Origin of the sequence: Sinomonas halotolerans, assembly GCF_039615075.1 — a bacterium.
Taxonomy (GTDB): domain Bacteria; phylum Actinomycetota; class Actinomycetes; order Actinomycetales; family Micrococcaceae; genus Sinomonas; species Sinomonas halotolerans.
This window is the reverse complement of record NZ_JBDFRB010000006.1, coordinates 20854-36079: the sequence shown is the minus strand read 5'-3', so window position 1 is coordinate 36079 and position 15226 is coordinate 20854. Positions and strand designations below refer to the sequence as shown.

Genomic DNA, 15226 nt, shown 5'->3' with positions numbered 1-15226 from the left:
GGGCAATGGAAGACCTGTTCGGACTGGGTGAGGACGACGACGGCTCGGATGGACCGCCGTCGTCCTCCCGCGCGTCCCGGCGCGGCCCCCTCGCCGTGCGCATGCGCCCCCGGAGCCTCGACGAGATTGTGGGGCAGCAGCACCTCCTGGGCCCGGGCTCGCCCCTGCGCCAGCTCGCCGCGGGGGCGGCGGGCGGCACGTCGGTGACGGGCCCGAGCTCCGTGATCCTCTGGGGGCCGCCGGGCACGGGCAAGACGACGCTCGCGCACGTCATCGCGAGAGGGCAGGGCCGGAAGTTCGTCGAGCTCTCGGCCATCACGGCGGGCGTCAAGGACGTGCGCCGCGTCATGGACGAGGCGCTCACGGCCCGCGACCTGCACCGCACCACCACGGTCCTGTTCCTCGACGAGATCCACCGCTTCACCAAGGCCCAGCAGGACGCGCTCCTGCCCGGCGTCGAGAACCGCTGGGTGGTCCTCGTCGCCGCGACGACCGAGAATCCCTCGTTCTCGGTCGTCTCCCCGCTGCTCTCGCGCTCGCTGCTGCTCACGCTCAAGCCGCTCACCGACGGGGACATCCGCGGCCTGGTCGAGCGCGCCGTGACGGACCCGCGCGGGCTGGGCGGCGCCGTCGTGCTCGCAGACGACGCCGCCGAGCACCTCGTACGGCTTGCCGGGGGAGACGCACGCCGCGCGCTCACGGCGCTCGAGGCGGCGGCCGCCGTGGCGCTCGGCGAGCCGGGAGAGGGTCCCGGCGGGGATGGCGCACCGACGGCGGACGACGGCGCGGCGGCCGAGCGCGGGCCCGTCACCGTGGAGCTGCGCCACACCGAGAAGGCGGTGGACGCCCACGCCGTGCGGTACGACCGTGCGGGCGACATGCACTACGACGTGATCAGCGCATTCATCAAGTCGATCCGGGGCTCCGATGTCGACGCGGCGCTGCACTACCTCGCACGCATGGTCGAGGCGGGGGAGGACCCCAGGTTCATTGCGCGCCGGCTTATCATCTCCGCCTCCGAGGACATCGGCATGGCAGACCCGACGGCGCTGCAGACCGCCGTCGCGGCGGCGCAGGCGGTCCAGCTCATCGGCATGCCGGAGGGGCGGATCGTCCTGGCCGAGGCGGTCGTCCACCTGGCCACCGCGCCAAAGTCCAACGCCGCCTACAAGGGCATCAACGCCGCGATCGCGGATGTGCGTGCGGGGCGCGGGACCGGGATCCCGCCCCACCTGCGGGACGCGCACTACGCGGGGGCCGAGCGGCTCGGCCACGGCAAGGGGTACACATACTCCCACGACGCCCCGCACTCGGTGGCCCCGCAGCAGTACCCGCCCGACGACCTCGTGGGCAAGGACTACTACACGCCCACCGCGAACGGGGCTGAGCGCGAGATCGCCGCGAGGGTCGCGAAGCTCAGGGGGATCATCAGGGGCACGTAGCCCGGCGGCTGCCGGGAGCCGCCAGTCCTAGCCCCGCCCCGGTGCGTGGTAGGCTGGACAACCGTCTGGCACGTCCGGGTCATCACGCATGCGCGAATGCACCCGACGGCAGCAGAAGGCAGTCGCGGGCCAATGCTCTCCACCTCCGGAGGCCAGTGATCAGAGAATCCGCGGCAGTATGAAAGGACACACGTGTCTAGCACTCGTGCCCGCCGTCAGACGCGCCTCTCGCGCGCCCTCGGCCTCGCCCTGACCCCCAAGGCCGCCAAGTACATGGAGCGCCGTCCGTACGGCCCCGGTGAGCACGGCCGCGCCCGCAAGAAGCAGGACTCGGACTACGCGGTCCGCCTCCGCGAGAAGCAGCGCCTCCGCGCCCAGTACGGCATCCGCGAGGCGCAGATGACCCGCGCCTTCGAAGAGGCCAAGCGCACCAAGGGCCTCACCGGTGAGAACCTCATCGAGCTCCTCGAGATGCGCCTCGACGCCCTCGTGCTCCGTGCCGGCTTTGCCCGCACGATCGCCCAGGCCCGCCAGCTCGTCGTGCACCGCCACATCACTGTGGACGGCAAGCGCGTCGACCGCCCGTCGTTCCGCGTCGCCGAGGGCCAGCTCATCAGCGTCCACGAGCGCTCCGAGACCATGGCGCCGTTCCAGGTCGCTGCCGCCGGCGCGCACCGCGACGTGCTGCCGGCCGTCCCGGGCTACCTGGACGTCAAGCTCGAGGCCCTCCAGGCCCGCCTCGTGCGCCGCCCGAAGCGCTCCGAGGTCCCCGTGACCTGCGAAGAGCAGCTCGTGGTCGAGTACTACGCCCGCTGATCCCCACCCGCCCGAACGGGCGGACGGGCCAGCACCGAGGAGCCCGCGGCGCACGCCGCGGGCTCCTCGCGTGTGTAAGGTAGCGTGAGGTTGGTCGACCTTTGCCACCACGGCACCGGCGCCGCCCCCATGAGAGCAGGAGGAACCGTGTCCGGAGGAGATATCGCAGGGCTCATCGCGGCAGGCGTGTTCGCCGTCCTGGTGGCGCTGCTGGCGGTGCCGATCCTCAAGCTCGGGAAGGTCTTCGACGAGCTGCGCGATTCGATCCGCACGCTCGCGGACGGCGCCACGCCGCTCATGGACGAGGTGACGGCCACCGTCTCCACGACGCACGGCCAGCTGAAGAAGGTGGACGGCATCGCCGCGAACGTCTCGGACACGACGGCGAACGTCTCCGCCCTCTCGTCCCTCGTCGCGGCCACGGTCGGCTCGCCGCTCGTCAAGGTCGCAGCGTTCTCCTACGGCGTCCGCTCGGCGCTGTCCAAGCCCCGGAACCGCCGCTCGGGCCGGCGGAGCCGCTGAACACCGTCCGGAGGAGGAGCACTGGCATGAAGCGCATTGTCTGGCTCGGCGTCGGCGTGGCGATCGGCGTGATCGCCTACCAGAAGATCACCGAGGCACGCTCGATGGCCTCGCCCGGCGGGGTCAACCGCGCCATCGGGCAGCTCGCCGACAGCATCTCCCACTTCGCGGACCAGGTCCGCGAAGGCATGGGGGAGCGCGAGGCCGAGCTCCGCCGCGGGCTCGGACTCGATTCCTAGGCCCGGCACTTAGAATTGACTCTCGTGACCGGGCCGGCTGGCCCGGGCACGGCTCCGCGCGCACCGGCGCGCAGGAATCGCGGAAGGTTGAAGCACACGCACATGAAGTCGCACGAGATCACTCGACGCTGGATCGACTACTTCGTCAGCAAGGGGCACACGGCGGTGCCCTCGGCGTCGCTCGTCTCGAGCGACCCCTCCCTGCTCTTCACTGTTGCGGGCATGGTCCCGTTCATCCCGTACCTCACGGCCCGCGAGGAGCCTCCCTACAACCGCGCCACGAGCGTGCAGAAGTGCATCCGCACCGGGGACATCGAAGAGGTCGGCAAGACCGCGCGCCACGGCACCTTCTTCCAGATGTGCGGCAACTTCTCCTTCGGCGACTACTTCAAGGAGGACGCGATCCGGTTCGCGTTCGATCTCCTGACCAAGGGCGTGGACGACGGCGGCTACGGCCTCCCGGCCGAGAAGCTGTGGGTCACGGTCTACGAGGACGACGATGAGGCGGCCGCGCTCTGGCTCGCGAACACCGCGATCCCCGCGGAGCGCATCCAGCGCATGGGCAAGAGCGACAACTACTGGTCCACGGGCCAGCCCGGCCCTGCCGGCCCCTGCTCGGAGATCTACTACGACCGCGGCGTGGCCTACGGCCCCGAGGGCGGCCCGGCCGTGGACGACACGCGGTACATCGAGATCTGGAACCTCGTCTTCATGCAGTACCAGATCGACAACGTGCGCTCGAAGACGGAGTTCGACATCCTTGGCGAGCTGCCCAAGAAGAACATCGACACGGGCCTCGGCATGGAGCGCCTCGCGATGATCCTCCAGGGCGTCGAGAACATGTACGAGACCGATCAGGTCCGCCCGGTCATCGACAGGGCCGCGGAGCTCTCCGGCAAGGAGTACACCTCGGCCGAGTCGGACGACGACCCGCACCACGCGGACGACGTGCGGATGCGGGTCGTGGCCGACCACGTCCGCAGCGCCCTCATGCTCATCGCCGACGGCGTCACGCCCTCGAACGAGGGCCGCGGCTACGTGCTGCGCCGCCTCATCCGCCGCGCCGTGCGCGCCATGCGGCTGCTCGGGGTGGACCGGCCCGTCCTGCCCGAGCTGCTCCCTGCGTCGCGGGACGCGATGAAGGGCGTCTACCCGCAGGTCGAGAAGGACTTCGACCGCATCAGCCGCATCGCCTACGGCGAGGAGAAGGCGTTCCTGCGCACGATCGCCGCGGGCACCGCGCGCCTCGACGAGGCGGTCTCCGTCTCGAAGGCGGCCGGCTCGCCGCTGTCGGGCGAGGAGGCGTTCACGCTGCATGACACCTACGGCTTCCCGATCGACCTCACCCTCGAGATGGCCGAGGAAGCCGGGGTGAAGGTGGACGAGGCCGGGTTCCGCGCCCTCATGGAGGACCAGCGCCAGCGCGCCCGCAAGGACGCCAAGGAGAAGAAGAGCGGGCACGTCGACGTGACGCTCTTCCAGGAGCTCCTGACCCATGGCGAGACCGTCTTCACGGGGTACCGCGAGCTCGTCGGCGAGTCCCGCGTCCGCGGCCTCGTCGCGGGCGGGAGGCTCGTGGACCGGGCCCGCGCGGGCGAGGAGGTCGAAATCATCCTCGAGGAGACCCCCTTCTACGCCGAGGCCGGCGGACAGGCGGCGGACACGGGCCTCATGACCGGCGACGGCTTCGTGGTCGAGGTCCTCGACGTGCAGCGGCCGGTCAAGGGACTCAGCGTGCACAAGGCCGTGGTGCGCGAGGGCGAACTCGACTCGACAGCACTCGTGAGCACCGCCGTCGACCGCGAACGCCGCCACGGCGCCGAGCAGGCGCACACCGCGACCCACCTCGTGCACGCGGCCCTGCGCCAGATCCTCGGGCCCGAGGCTGTGCAGCGCGGCTCGTACAACAAGGCCGGCTACCTCCGCTTCGACTTCGCGTGGGGCGAGCAGCTCTCCGGCGCGTCCAGGGGCGAGATCGAGGAGGTTGCGAACCTCGCGATCCGCGACAACTTCGCCGTCAACACCGCCGAGATGCCGCTCGCCGAGGCCAAGGCCGCGGGCGCCATGGCGCTGTTCGGCGAGAACTACGGCAACCGCGTGCGGGTCGTGGAGATCAACGGCCCCTGGTCCATGGAGCTGTGCGGCGGCACCCACGTGGACACGACTGCCCTCATCGGGTCCCTCACGCTGCTCGGCGAGCAGTCGGTGGGCTCAGGCAACCGCCGTGTCGAGGCTTTCGTGGGCCTCGACGCGTTCCGGCACCAGGCCGCCGAGCGTGCGCTCGTGTCGGAGCTGACGGAGATCTTCAAGGTTCCCTCCGGCCAGCTGGTCGAGCGGATCGGCTCGACGCTCGAGAAGCTCAAGAGCGCGGAGAGGGAGCTCGAGCGCCTGCGCAAGGAGAAGCTCGCGGCCTCGGCTGCGGCCCTCATCGGCTCGGCGCGGAAGGTCTCGGGGATCGCGCTCATCACGCACGACGCCGGCGAGCTGGGTTCCGCTGACGAACTGCGCGCCCTCGCGCTCGACCTGCGCGCGCGGCTCGGTGCCGGTGCAGGCGATCCCGCGGCCGTGGTCGCGGTGGCCGGTGTCGCCAAGGGCCGCCCCGCGGTCCTCGTCGCGACGAACGAGGCAGCCCGGACGGCGGGGGCCAAGGCGGGTGCCCTCGTGCGCACCGCTGCGGGCATCCTCGGCGGCGGAGGAGGCGGCAAGGACGATGTCGCACAGGGCGGCGGAACCGACCCGTCCCGGATCGTCGAGGCACTCGGCGCGATCGCCGATGCCATCGCCCGCCGCTGAGCTGCCCATGGATGCTGCTGACACCTCGGAACGCCGGGCGGACAGTGCCTTCCCCCGCGGCGTGAGGCTCGCCGTGGACGTGGGCATGGTACGGGTGGGCATGGCCGTCTGCGATGCGGACGGCATCCTCCCGACCCCGCTCAGGACGCTCTCGCGGGACACCAAGCGCGACAGCGACGTCACGGTCGTGGCCCGCGAGGCCCTCGAGCGCTCGGCGGTGGAGGTCTATGTGGGGCTCCCGCGCCTGCTCTCGGGCAAGGAGGGCCCCTCGGCCGAGATGGCGAGGGCCTTCGCCGAGCGCCTTGCGGCCGCCCTCGCGGCCGCGGGCACGGACTGCACCGTTAGGCTCGTCGACGAGCGTTTCACGACCGTCGAGGCGCACCGGAGCCTGCACTCGGCTGGCCTCTCCTCGCGCGAACACCGTAAGGTGGTGGACCAAGCAGCCGCGGTCGGCATCCTCCAGCATGCCCTGGACCTGCTCAGGGGCCGCGGCACGGCGGGGGTAGCGGTCGCTGTGCCCCGTCCGACGACGGGTGGCGTCCGTGCCGACGATCCAGACACGAGAGGCTAGCGAGGATGGACCCGAAGGAGAACACGACACCTGCCGTGCCCGAACGTCCCTTGACGCGCCGCGAGGTGCGCGAGCGAGAGCGCGCCCAGCAGGAGGCGCAGCAGCGCATGCTCGCCCCCCAGAGGCGCCCGGCGGTCCCGAGGCCCTCCGCCCTCAACCGCCCGGCGGAGACACCGCCTGAGTGGACCCCACCGCCGGCGCCGACTCCCGTGCCAGCGCCGACCCCGGCGACGACTGTCCGGGAGACGCCGTCGTACGAGCCGGCGGCGTCCGTGGCGCCGCCCGCCGCGACCGTGCGGGAGACGCCGTCGTACGAGCCCCAGACACCCGCGGCGCCGCCCGCCGCGACCGTGCGGGAGACGCCGTCGTACGAGCCTGCGGCGACCTCGGCCTTCCCCGCACCGGTCCCCGCTGCGGACCTCCCCGGGGATGCTGATGCCCCGGCCACCGGCGAGGGCCACGCTCCCGCCCCTGCGGCGCAGCCGGCCACCTCGGTGTTCCCCGTCGCTGAGGGCGACTCCGCCCGTCCCCGCACCGCCAGGAACGTCTTCCCCGCAGCGGCGCACGCCTTCGCGAGCGGAGGCCGGACCACGCAGGCAGCCGCGCACGACCTGCACAGTGCACCGGACCCGCACGCGCATGACGGGCACGGTCCGCAGGACCAGCACGACGCACACGACCAGCACGACGCACACGACCAGCTCGGCGCGCATGGCCACGATGGGATGGACTCCCATCCGCACGACCCCCACGGCCCGCTCGGGGTGCATGAGCCGGACGAGTTCCATGACGACCATGGCGAGTCCTACCACCCGGTCTTCGAGGACGTCGCGGCCCCGGCGCCGCGGCGACGCGGACGGGGGTTCAGGGTGCTGATCGGCCTCACACTGGCCATCGCGCTCTTCGTCGGCGCCGTCATGGTGGGCGTCCAGTTCCTGACGCCGATCCTCGGGCTCGACAAGGTCAGCGACTATCCCGGCCCGGGCACGGGCGAGGTCGTGGTGACGGTCCAGCCCGGCTCCGGTCCCGCGGCCGTCGCGAGCACGCTCGAGCAGGAGGGCGTGGTCGCGGACGCGAGCACGTTCCTCCAGGCCTTCTCGTCCACGGGTGCCGCCCTCCAGCCGGGGGACTTCACGTTCCGCCGCGAGATGCGGGCCGAGGACGCCGCGCAGGTGCTCGCGGGCAGTGCGGGAGAGAAGGTCATCTACCTGGCGCTCAACGCCGGGCTCCGGGTGGGCGAGTCCCTCGACGCGATCTCCAAGGCTGCCGGGATCGAGCGCAAGGACCTGGACAAGCTCAATGCGTCCCCAGCCCAGTTCGGGCTGCCCTCCAAGGCCAAGAGCCTCGAGGGCTACCTTGCGCCGGGGGAGTACCGGTTCCCGATCGGCACGAGTGCGAAGGAGATCGTCGCCAAGCTCGTCGGGACCACGCTCGAGACCCTCAAGTCGGCCGGCGTCACGGACCCCGTCAAGCAGTACGACGTGCTCACGGTGGCGAGCATCGTCCAGGCCGAGGGCGGCCGCGCCGACTACGGCAACGTCGCCGGCGCCGTGTACAACCGCCTCAAGCCCAACCCGGAGACGAACGGGCTCATCCAGTCCGACGCAACCGTCACCTACGGCCTGGGCCGCAAGAGCTACCACATCACGGAGGAGGAGAAGCAGGACGCCTCCAACCCGTACAACACGTACGCCCACACAGGCCTGCCTGCAGGGCCGATCGGTTCGCCGGGTGCCACCGCGGTCAAGGCTGCGGCCAACCCGACCAAGAATGACTACCTGTACTGGGTGACCGTGAACCTGGACACCGGGGAGACGAAGTTCTCCCGCACCTACGCCGAGCACCAGGGCTACGCCCACGAGTACGAGCAGTGGTGCCTCGCGAACGAGGGCAAGTGCCACTGAGCGGGCTGCCGGCAGGCCGGCTGCCGGGGGAGCAGGGGCCCGTGAGCGGAGGCCCCTCCGGCGGGACCGCGGCGGGCGAGCGCGGGCACGCGCCTGCACGTGCTGCGGTCCTCGGCCACCCCATCGGCCACTCGAAGTCACCGGCCCTCCACGGCGCGGCCTACGCAGCGCTCGGGATCGAGCTCGAGTACGGGCGCGTGGACCTGACCGAGGAGCAGCTCCCGGCGTTCATCGGGCGGGTGCGCTCGGAGCCCGGCTGGAGGGGCCTCTCGGTCACGATGCCGCTCAAGTCCGCCATCGTCCCGCTCGTCGACAGGCTCGAGGGCCGGGCAGCGGAGCTGGGCGTCCTCAACACAGTCGTCGTCGAGCACGGGCCCGCCGGGCCCGTGCTCGTGGGGTACAACACCGACGTCACGGGGATCGTCGAGGCCTTCCGGCACGCCGGGTGCGCGCGGGCCGAGTCTGCGGCCATCCTCGGTGCGGGGAACACAGCACTCGCTGCGGTGGCGGCGGTGGCCGAGCTCGGCGCCCGCCAGGTCGCGTTCCTCGTCCGCGATCCATCGCGCACAGGGGAGGCGGTGGGCCTCGCGCAGCGGGTCGGCCTCCGTGTCACCGTGGAAGCCCTCGCCGAGGCGGCACCGGCAGCGGTTGGGGCCGACGTCGTCGTGAGCACGCTGCCGCCCCGCGCGGCGGACGGCTTCGCGGACGCCGTCGCCGCCCTGCCGGTGGGCGCGCAGATGGAGCACGACGGTGGCGCGCGGGTCCTGCTCGACGTCGCCTACGACCCGTGGCCCAGCCGCCTTGCGGAGGCGTGGAAGGGGCGCGGCGGGGTCGTGCTGCACGGCCTCGAGATGCTCGTCCATCAGGCGGTCGAGCAGGTCGTCCTCTTCACGGGCCGCACCGAGGCCCGTTCCCAGCACGTCACAGATGTGATGTGCGACTCAGTCGGAGTCCCGCGGCGCGTGGCGTAGCGGGGCCGCGTGGCAGGATGGAAGACATGTTGCGTTGGTTGACCGCCGGGGAATCCCATGGCCCGGCACTCGTTGGAATCGTCGAAGGGCTCCCGTCCGGCGTCGGCCTCACCGCTGAGGACGTCCGCCAGGCGCTGGCCCGTCGCCGGCTCGGCTATGGGCGCGGTGCGCGCATGAAGTTCGAGCAGGACGAGGTCACCATCGTCGGCGGCGTGCGGCACGGGCTGACCCAGGGCGGCCCCGTGGCGATCCAGGTGGGCAACACCGAGTGGCCCAAGTGGGAGCAGATCATGTCAGCGGACCCGGTCGACGCCGAGGTGCTCGAGGGGCAGGCCCGCAATGCGCCGCTCACACGCCCGCGGCCCGGCCACGCGGACTTCACGGGCATGCAGAAGTACGGCTTCGACGAGGCCCGCCCCGTGCTCGAGCGCGCCTCCGCCCGCGAGACCGCCGCGCGCGTGGCCCTCGGCACGGCTGCCGCCGCCTTCCTGCGCGGACTCGGGATCGAGCTCGTGAGCCACACGACCCAGATCGCCGCCGTGGCGGTCCCCGAGGACGCGCCGCTTCCCCTGCCGTCGGACGTCGAGGCGCTCGACGCCGACCCGCTCCGGTGCTTCCACGCCGCCACCTCGGAGGCGATGGTCGCCGAGGTGGATGCCGCGCACAAGGAGGGCGAGACCCTCGGCGGCGTGGTCGAGGTCCTCGCCTACGGCCTCCCGCCGGGACTGGGCAGCTACGTCCACTGGGACCGCCGCCTCGACGCCCGCCTCGCGGGCGCGCTCATGGGCATACAGGCCATCAAGGGCGTCGAGGTCGGGGACGGCTTCCGCACCGCGGCGCGCCGCGGATCGGCCGCGCACGACGAGATCGTGCGCGACGGGGCGGGCAAGATCATCCGCTCGACCAACCGCGCGGGCGGGATCGAGGGCGGCATGAGCATCGGCGACGTCCTGCGCGTCCGCGCGGCCATGAAGCCGATCGCGACCGTCCCGCGCGCACTGCGCACGATCGATGTCGCCACCGGCGAGCCGGCCAAGGCGCACCACCAGCGTTCCGATGTGTGCGCCGTTCCGGCCGCGGGCGTCGTCGCCGAGGCCATGGTCGCCCTCGTGCTCGCCCAGGCCGTGCTCGAGAAGTTCGGCGGGGACTCGCTGGCCGAGACCCGCCGCAACCTCGAGTCCTACCTGGCCGCGATCCCGGCGAGCCTCGATTCGGTGGCGGGATGACGTCGGCCCACTGCCGCCTCGACCGCCCCGTCGTGCTGTTCGGCCCGATGGCCGCCGGCAAGACCTCGGTCGGGCGCGCCCTCTCCGAGATCACGGGCGCGCCGTTCCTCGACACGGACGCACTGGTCGTGGCCGAGCACGGGCCCATCCCGGAGATCTTCGCATCCCTCGGCGAGCAGGCGTTCCGCGACTTCGAGGCAGCTGCAGTCGCCCGGGCACTCGAGGACGCAGGACCTGCAGGCCTCGTGCTCGCCCTCGGCGGCGGAGCAGTCCTGAGGGAGGAGACCCGCGTCCGGCTCAGCGGGGCGCACCGGGTGTACCTCACGGCGTCGTGGGAGGATGTCGCGCCGCGCCTCGCGGGCTGTTCGGACCGTCCTCTCCTCCAAGGCGACGCCGAGGCCCGCTGGAAGGCGCTCATGGAGACGCGCGGGCCGGTGTTCGAGTCGCTGGCGACCCTCAGGGTCCCCACCGGGGGGCCCACGGCGGCGGCGGTCGCCGCGAGCATCGCCGAAGCCATCGCGGCCCCGTGCCGCATCGACCAGGGAGTCCAGGCATGAGCAGCGAGGCTGCAGTCATCGACGTCACCGGCAGCGCTCCCTCGGAGAACTACGAGGTCGTCGTGGGGCACGGCCTGCTCGGCCGCCTCGGCCCCATCCTCGGGGAGCGTGTGCGGCGCGTCCTCGTGATCCACCCGCGCGCCCTCCGTGCCACGGGCGATGCGGTGCGCGAGTCCCTCGCCGCGGACGGGTTCACCGCCCTCACGGCGGAGATCCCCGACGCCGAAGAGGGCAAGCACATCCAGGTCGCCGCCTTCTGCTGGCAGGTCCTGGGGCAGAACGACTTCACCCGTTCGGACGCCATCGTCTCCGTGGGCGGCGGGGCGGTGACGGACCTCGCGGGATTCGTCGCGGCGACGTGGCTGCGCGGCGTGCGGGTGGTCCACATGCCCACGAGCCTCCTGGGCATGGTGGACGCAGCGGTGGGCGGGAAGACCGGCATCAACACGGCCGAGGGCAAGAACCTCGTGGGTGCCTTCCACCCGCCCGCGGCCGTCCTCGCCGATCTGGACGCCCTCGCGACCCTGCCGCGCAACGAGCTCATCTCGGGCATGGCCGAGGTGGTCAAGTGCGGCTTCATCGCCGACCCGGAGATCCTCGAGCTCATCGAGGAGGATCCCCAAGCTGTCTCCGATCCTGGGTCGGCCACCGTGCGGGAGCTGATCGAACGCGCCATCCGGGTGAAGGCCCAGGTCGTGTCCTCCGACCTCAAGGAGGCCGGACTGCGCGAGATCCTCAACTACGGCCACACGCTCGGCCACGCGATCGAGCTCGCGGAGCGGTACTCGTGGCGGCACGGCGCGGCCGTGAGCGTCGGCATGGTCTTCGCCGCCGAGCTCGCGCGCAGCGTGGGGCGCCTCGACGACGCGGCCGCGGACCGCCACCGCGCCATCCTGACCTCGCTCGGCCTGCCGGTCTCCTACCGGGGCGACCGCTGGCAGGCCCTCCTCGACGGGATGCGCCGCGACAAGAAGTCACGGGGAGACCTCCTCCGCTTCGTGGTGCTCGACGGCATCGCCAAGCCAGGCATCCTCGAGGTGCCCGATCCCTCCCTGCTCTTCGCGGCCTACCGCGAGATCGCCGAGGAGGCCTCCGCATGATCCTCGAGCGCCGAGAGTGGCCGGACGCGGGATTCCCCGGGGTCGCCGTCAACCCCGAGACGCTCAGCACCGAGATCATCGACGAGGAGCGCTGCGAAGCGGCCCTGGTCGGAACGAAGGACCCAGCGGACCTCGCCCTGGTGGAGCTCGCGCGCGGCCGCGTCAACCACGCTGCGGAGATCATCGTCGAGGCCCGGTACGAGGACCCCGAGTCGTTTGCGCTCAAGGTCCTCGAGCTCGACGTCCTGCGGGCCGGGAACCGCAACGACCGCGCCGTCGAGCGCGCCCAGCAGCTGCTCGTCGAGGTGAAGGGAACCCCTCGCGAGGCGGTGGTCTACCAGTACCTCGGCAAGATCCAGTTCTCCCGCCGTCAGTACGCCGCCGCGGAGTCGGCATTCGCCAGGGCGCTCGACCTGCGGGTGGCCCAGGCGGCGGACGCGAGCCTCATCTACTCCTCGACCGTGGCACTCGGACGGGTCCGGGAGCTGCTCGGCACCGAGGCCTGACCGGGGCGGGCACATTTCGCTTGTAGAATGGTCTGCGGATTTCCTCCAGACCGCAGACCAGAGAGGCTGACGTGGCAACGACCAACGACATCAAGAACGGCACCGTCCTGAACCTGGACGGCCAGCTGTGGAACGTCATCGAGTTCCAGCACGTCAAGCCGGGCAAGGGCGGCGCGTTCGTGCGCACCAAGCTGCGCAACGTCCTCTCGGGCAAGGTCGTCGACAAGACGTTCAACGCCGGCACGAAGATCGACACGGCCACGGTCGACCGCCGCGACTACCAGTACCTGTACAAGGACGGCGCCGACTACGTGTTCATGGACACCGACACGTACGACCAGATCCACGTCTCGGCTGAGACTGTGGGCAACGCCGCCAACTTCATGCTCGAGAACCAGACGATCCTCATCGCGCTGCACGACGGCAACCCGCTCTACGTCGAGCTCCCCCCGAGCGTGGTCCTCGAGATCACCTACACCGAGCCGGGCCTCCAGGGCGACCGCTCCTCCGCCGGCACCAAGCCCGCAACGGTCGAGACCGGCTACGAGATCCAGGTGCCGCTCTTCCTCGAGACCGGCACGAAGGTCAAGGTCGACACCCGCGACGGCAGCTACCTGGGACGTGTCAACGACTAGTGAGCGCCCGTGGCAAGGCCCGCTCGAGGGCCCTTGAGATCCTCTTCGAGGCGGAGCAGCGCTCCGTCAGCGCTTCCGACGTGCTCCGCCGGCGGCGCGAGAACACCGAGCAGGTGATCAACCCGTACACGGTGCAGATCATCGACGGCGTCACGGCCAAGCAGGAGCAGATCGACGAGTTCCTGCGCACCTACGCGCAGGGCTGGACGCTCGAGCGCATGCCTTCTGTGGACCGGGTCATCCTGCGGATCGGCGCCTGGGAACTCCTGTTCAACGACGAGGTCCCGGACGGTGTGGCCGTGAGCGAGGCGGTGGCCCTGGCGCGCACGCTCTCGACGGACGACTCGCCCGCCTTCGTCAACGGCCTCCTCGGCCGGCTCCAGCAGCTCAAGCCGACCCTGCTGGCCTGAGCGGCGCGGCCTCCTCCTGCGGGGCCGCTCGCCGGCGTGTGTCGCCCGGTGTGTATGGCGGGCGACGCGAGAACGCACAGTGGATCCCCGCGGACCGTCTGATCAGAGCATCGGGCGGTCCGCGGGGATTCCTGTCACTGTGGCCCGGAGGGCCACGATGCGCGCCAAGAGCTCCCGCTCCGTGGAGGCGTACCCGGCCACATCGCGGCCGCTCAGTGCGCGCTGGCGGGCTGAGGCGAGGTCCGTGGCCGTGCGGATGAACGAGGCCATGGCAGGACGCCGGCCGAGGGATGCGGCCCATCGCAGACCTGCGGAGCGTCCGCGCGGGGTGGCGAGCATGTCCACCTCGAGGGGCGTGAACCAGCCGGCACGGGCGTAGTCCACGAGGCGCGCGTGCGTGAGCCTCGCGTCCGCGCGGCGCAAGAGGTAGACCCCGGCCACGGCCGCGCCGAAGAGCGGGATCTGCACGACCGCGTAGAGCATGAAGAAGTCCTCGCCCGCACTGTTCCACACGTTGTGCAGCAGCATCGCCGGCACGAGCCCCACGCCGAAGGCGGCGACCGCGAGCCCTGGGCTCCAGCGGCGGGCGGCCAGGCCCAGCACGAGTCCGGTCGCGGCGGTGAACATGGCGTGCGCGAACGGCGAGAGGACCCCGCGGAGGATGAAGACCACTGCGAGCGGGGCGGGAGAGCCGGAGGTGTCCGTGAAGAGCCTCCCGAAGTAGAGGATGTTCTCGGTGAAGGCGAAGCCGGCGGCGACCGTCATCCCGTACACGATCCCGTCGACTGGGCCGTCGAAGTGTCTGCGGGCGGCGAACATGAGGATGAGGAGGCCGATTCCCTTGGCCACCTCTTCGACGATGGGCGCCTGGACGGTCGCGAGGAATTCCATGGTGCGTGCCGCGCCGACGCCAGGCGGGGCGAAGGCCGCCATGAAGACGGGCTGGACGAGCGTGGTCGCCGCGACCGCGATGGTTGCGCCCCAGACCAGGGCGAAGGCGAGGAGTCGGCGCGGCTCGGGCTCCCACCGGTCGACGGCGAAGACTGCCAACAGCACGAGGCCGAGCGGGAAGAGCGAGAGCACGAACCCGACGGCGAATCCAGCGCTTCCGGTCGCCCCGACGAGGAACGGCACCACGAGCACGAGGCTCGCCACCAAAAGGACGGCTCCGCCGGCCAGGAGTGCCACCAGGCCGGCGGACATCCCGGCCCGGCCCGGCGCAGGCTGCGTCCCCGGGGGCGCGATGCGGGGGGACTGCCGCGGAGGCCACGGCTCATGGCTGCTCATGCTCCAAGGCTAGTGCCGTCGTCTCCGCCGCGCGTCCCCGGGGAGTCCCCCGCCGCCGGCCGCAGAGGGATGCCGGACGCGCGCGAGGGCGTGTGAGGGTCGCCACGGCGTCGGGGCGCAAGCGCCGCGCTGTGATAGCGTTGGCCCATCAGCCTGTCCTTTTTAATTCCGTCCTGTGAGGCGGGGAAAGGGGTCTGCTGTGGCACCTGCCCCTGCAGAAGAACAGCGCAGCAGCGCTGCCCGCGGC

Annotated in this window: 15 protein-coding genes; 14 read left to right on the top strand and 1 reads right to left on the bottom strand. The window is 71.7% G+C overall.

All coding sequences use genetic code 11. The features are described from left to right. Window positions 1-5 precede the first annotated feature (5 nt). The 14 genes from ABCQ75_RS08615 (at window position 6) to nusB (ending at window position 13692) form a co-directional block, all read left to right on the top strand. Window positions 6-1442, top strand: a complete 1437-nt coding sequence (locus ABCQ75_RS08615; protein ID WP_345884749.1) for a replication-associated recombination protein A — start codon at window positions 6-8, stop codon at window positions 1440-1442. A gap of 192 nt (window positions 1443-1634) precedes the next feature. Further along, window positions 1635-2258 carry a 30S ribosomal protein S4 gene (gene rpsD, locus ABCQ75_RS08610; RefSeq protein ID WP_345884747.1) on the top strand — a complete coding sequence of 208 codons (624 nt, stop codon included), beginning with the start codon at window positions 1635-1637 and terminating at the stop codon, window positions 2256-2258. A gap of 147 nt (window positions 2259-2405) precedes the next feature. Continuing rightward, window positions 2406-2780, top strand: a complete 375-nt coding sequence (locus ABCQ75_RS08605) for a DUF948 domain-containing protein (RefSeq protein WP_345884746.1) — start codon at window positions 2406-2408, stop codon at window positions 2778-2780. A 26-nt stretch (window positions 2781-2806) separates the two neighbouring features. After that, entirely contained in the window at window positions 2807-3019 is a 213-nt protein-coding gene (locus ABCQ75_RS08600; RefSeq protein WP_345884744.1) for a hypothetical protein, read from the top strand. A 102-nt stretch (window positions 3020-3121) separates the two neighbouring features. Next, on the top strand, window positions 3122-5812 hold the full coding sequence (gene alaS, locus ABCQ75_RS08595; protein WP_345884742.1) for an alanine--tRNA ligase: 2691 nt from the start codon (window positions 3122-3124) through the stop codon (window positions 5810-5812). Window positions 5813-5819: 7 nt separating this feature from the next. Further along, the gene (gene ruvX, locus ABCQ75_RS08590; RefSeq protein ID WP_345884740.1) at window positions 5820-6383 is read left to right on the top strand and encodes a Holliday junction resolvase RuvX; all 564 of its coding nucleotides are present in this window, start codon (window positions 5820-5822) and stop codon (window positions 6381-6383) included. A gap of 5 nt (window positions 6384-6388) precedes the next feature. Continuing rightward, window positions 6389-8287 (top strand): endolytic transglycosylase MltG, encoded by a 1899-nt coding sequence (mltG, locus tag ABCQ75_RS08585; protein WP_345884739.1) that lies wholly within the window; start codon window positions 6389-6391, stop codon window positions 8285-8287. Window positions 8288-8328: 41 nt separating this feature from the next. After that, the gene (locus ABCQ75_RS08580) at window positions 8329-9258 is read left to right on the top strand and encodes a shikimate dehydrogenase (RefSeq protein ID WP_345884738.1); all 930 of its coding nucleotides are present in this window, start codon (window positions 8329-8331) and stop codon (window positions 9256-9258) included. A gap of 26 nt (window positions 9259-9284) precedes the next feature. Continuing rightward, window positions 9285-10484 (top strand): chorismate synthase, encoded by a 1200-nt coding sequence (gene aroC / locus ABCQ75_RS08575; protein WP_345884735.1) that lies wholly within the window; start codon window positions 9285-9287, stop codon window positions 10482-10484. Further along, on the top strand, window positions 10481-11041 hold the full coding sequence (locus tag ABCQ75_RS08570) for a shikimate kinase (RefSeq protein WP_345884733.1): 561 nt from the start codon (window positions 10481-10483) through the stop codon (window positions 11039-11041). The genes aroC and ABCQ75_RS08570 overlap by 4 nt, the downstream gene beginning before the upstream one ends. Then, window positions 11038-12141, top strand: coding sequence for a 3-dehydroquinate synthase (aroB, locus tag ABCQ75_RS08565; RefSeq protein ID WP_345884731.1), 1104 nt, complete (start codon window positions 11038-11040; stop codon window positions 12139-12141). Before ABCQ75_RS08570 ends, aroB begins: the two co-directional genes overlap by 4 nt. Continuing rightward, entirely contained in the window at window positions 12138-12647 is a 510-nt protein-coding gene (locus ABCQ75_RS08560) for a tetratricopeptide repeat protein (protein ID WP_345884730.1), read from the top strand. Before aroB ends, ABCQ75_RS08560 begins: the two co-directional genes overlap by 4 nt. A 71-nt stretch (window positions 12648-12718) precedes the next feature. Next, a complete protein-coding gene (efp, locus tag ABCQ75_RS08555; protein WP_345884728.1) occupies window positions 12719-13282 on the top strand; it encodes an elongation factor P in 564 nt (187 codons plus the stop codon). Further along, complete coding sequence (nusB, locus tag ABCQ75_RS08550; RefSeq protein ID WP_345884726.1) at window positions 13282-13692, top strand: transcription antitermination factor NusB; 411 nt, start codon at window positions 13282-13284, stop codon at window positions 13690-13692. Before efp ends, nusB begins: the two co-directional genes overlap by 1 nt. Window positions 13693-13794: 102 nt before the next feature. Here nusB and ABCQ75_RS08545 read toward each other — a convergent pair whose 3' ends face one another. Further along, entirely contained in the window at window positions 13795-14979 is a 1185-nt protein-coding gene (locus ABCQ75_RS08545; protein ID WP_345884725.1) for a PrsW family intramembrane metalloprotease, read from the bottom strand. Window positions 14980-15226 lie beyond the last annotated feature (247 nt).

Bases quoted from the DNA above. Each gene is read 5' to 3' on its own strand.
- ABCQ75_RS08560 (WP_345884730.1), top strand. From the start codon at position 12,138: ATGATCCTCGAGCGCCGAGAGTGGCCGGACGCGGGATTCCCCGGGGTC.
- mltG (WP_345884739.1), top strand. From the start codon at position 6,389: ATGGACCCGAAGGAGAACACGACACCTGCCGTGCCCGAACGTCCCTTG.
- ABCQ75_RS08600 (WP_345884744.1), top strand. From the start codon at position 2,807: ATGAAGCGCATTGTCTGGCTCGGCGTCGGCGTGGCGATCGGCGTGATC.
- ABCQ75_RS08615 (WP_345884749.1), top strand. From the start codon at position 6: ATGGAAGACCTGTTCGGACTGGGTGAGGACGACGACGGCTCGGATGGA.
- alaS (WP_345884742.1), top strand. From the start codon at position 3,122: ATGAAGTCGCACGAGATCACTCGACGCTGGATCGACTACTTCGTCAGC.
- ABCQ75_RS08545 (WP_345884725.1), bottom strand. From the start codon at position 14,979: ATGAGCAGCCATGAGCCGTGGCCTCCGCGGCAGTCCCCCCGCATCGCG.
- aroB (WP_345884731.1), top strand. From the start codon at position 11,038: ATGAGCAGCGAGGCTGCAGTCATCGACGTCACCGGCAGCGCTCCCTCG.
- ruvX (WP_345884740.1), top strand. From the start codon at position 5,820: ATGGATGCTGCTGACACCTCGGAACGCCGGGCGGACAGTGCCTTCCCC.
- aroC (WP_345884735.1), top strand. From the start codon at position 9,285: ATGTTGCGTTGGTTGACCGCCGGGGAATCCCATGGCCCGGCACTCGTT.
- ABCQ75_RS08570 (WP_345884733.1), top strand. From the start codon at position 10,481: ATGACGTCGGCCCACTGCCGCCTCGACCGCCCCGTCGTGCTGTTCGGC.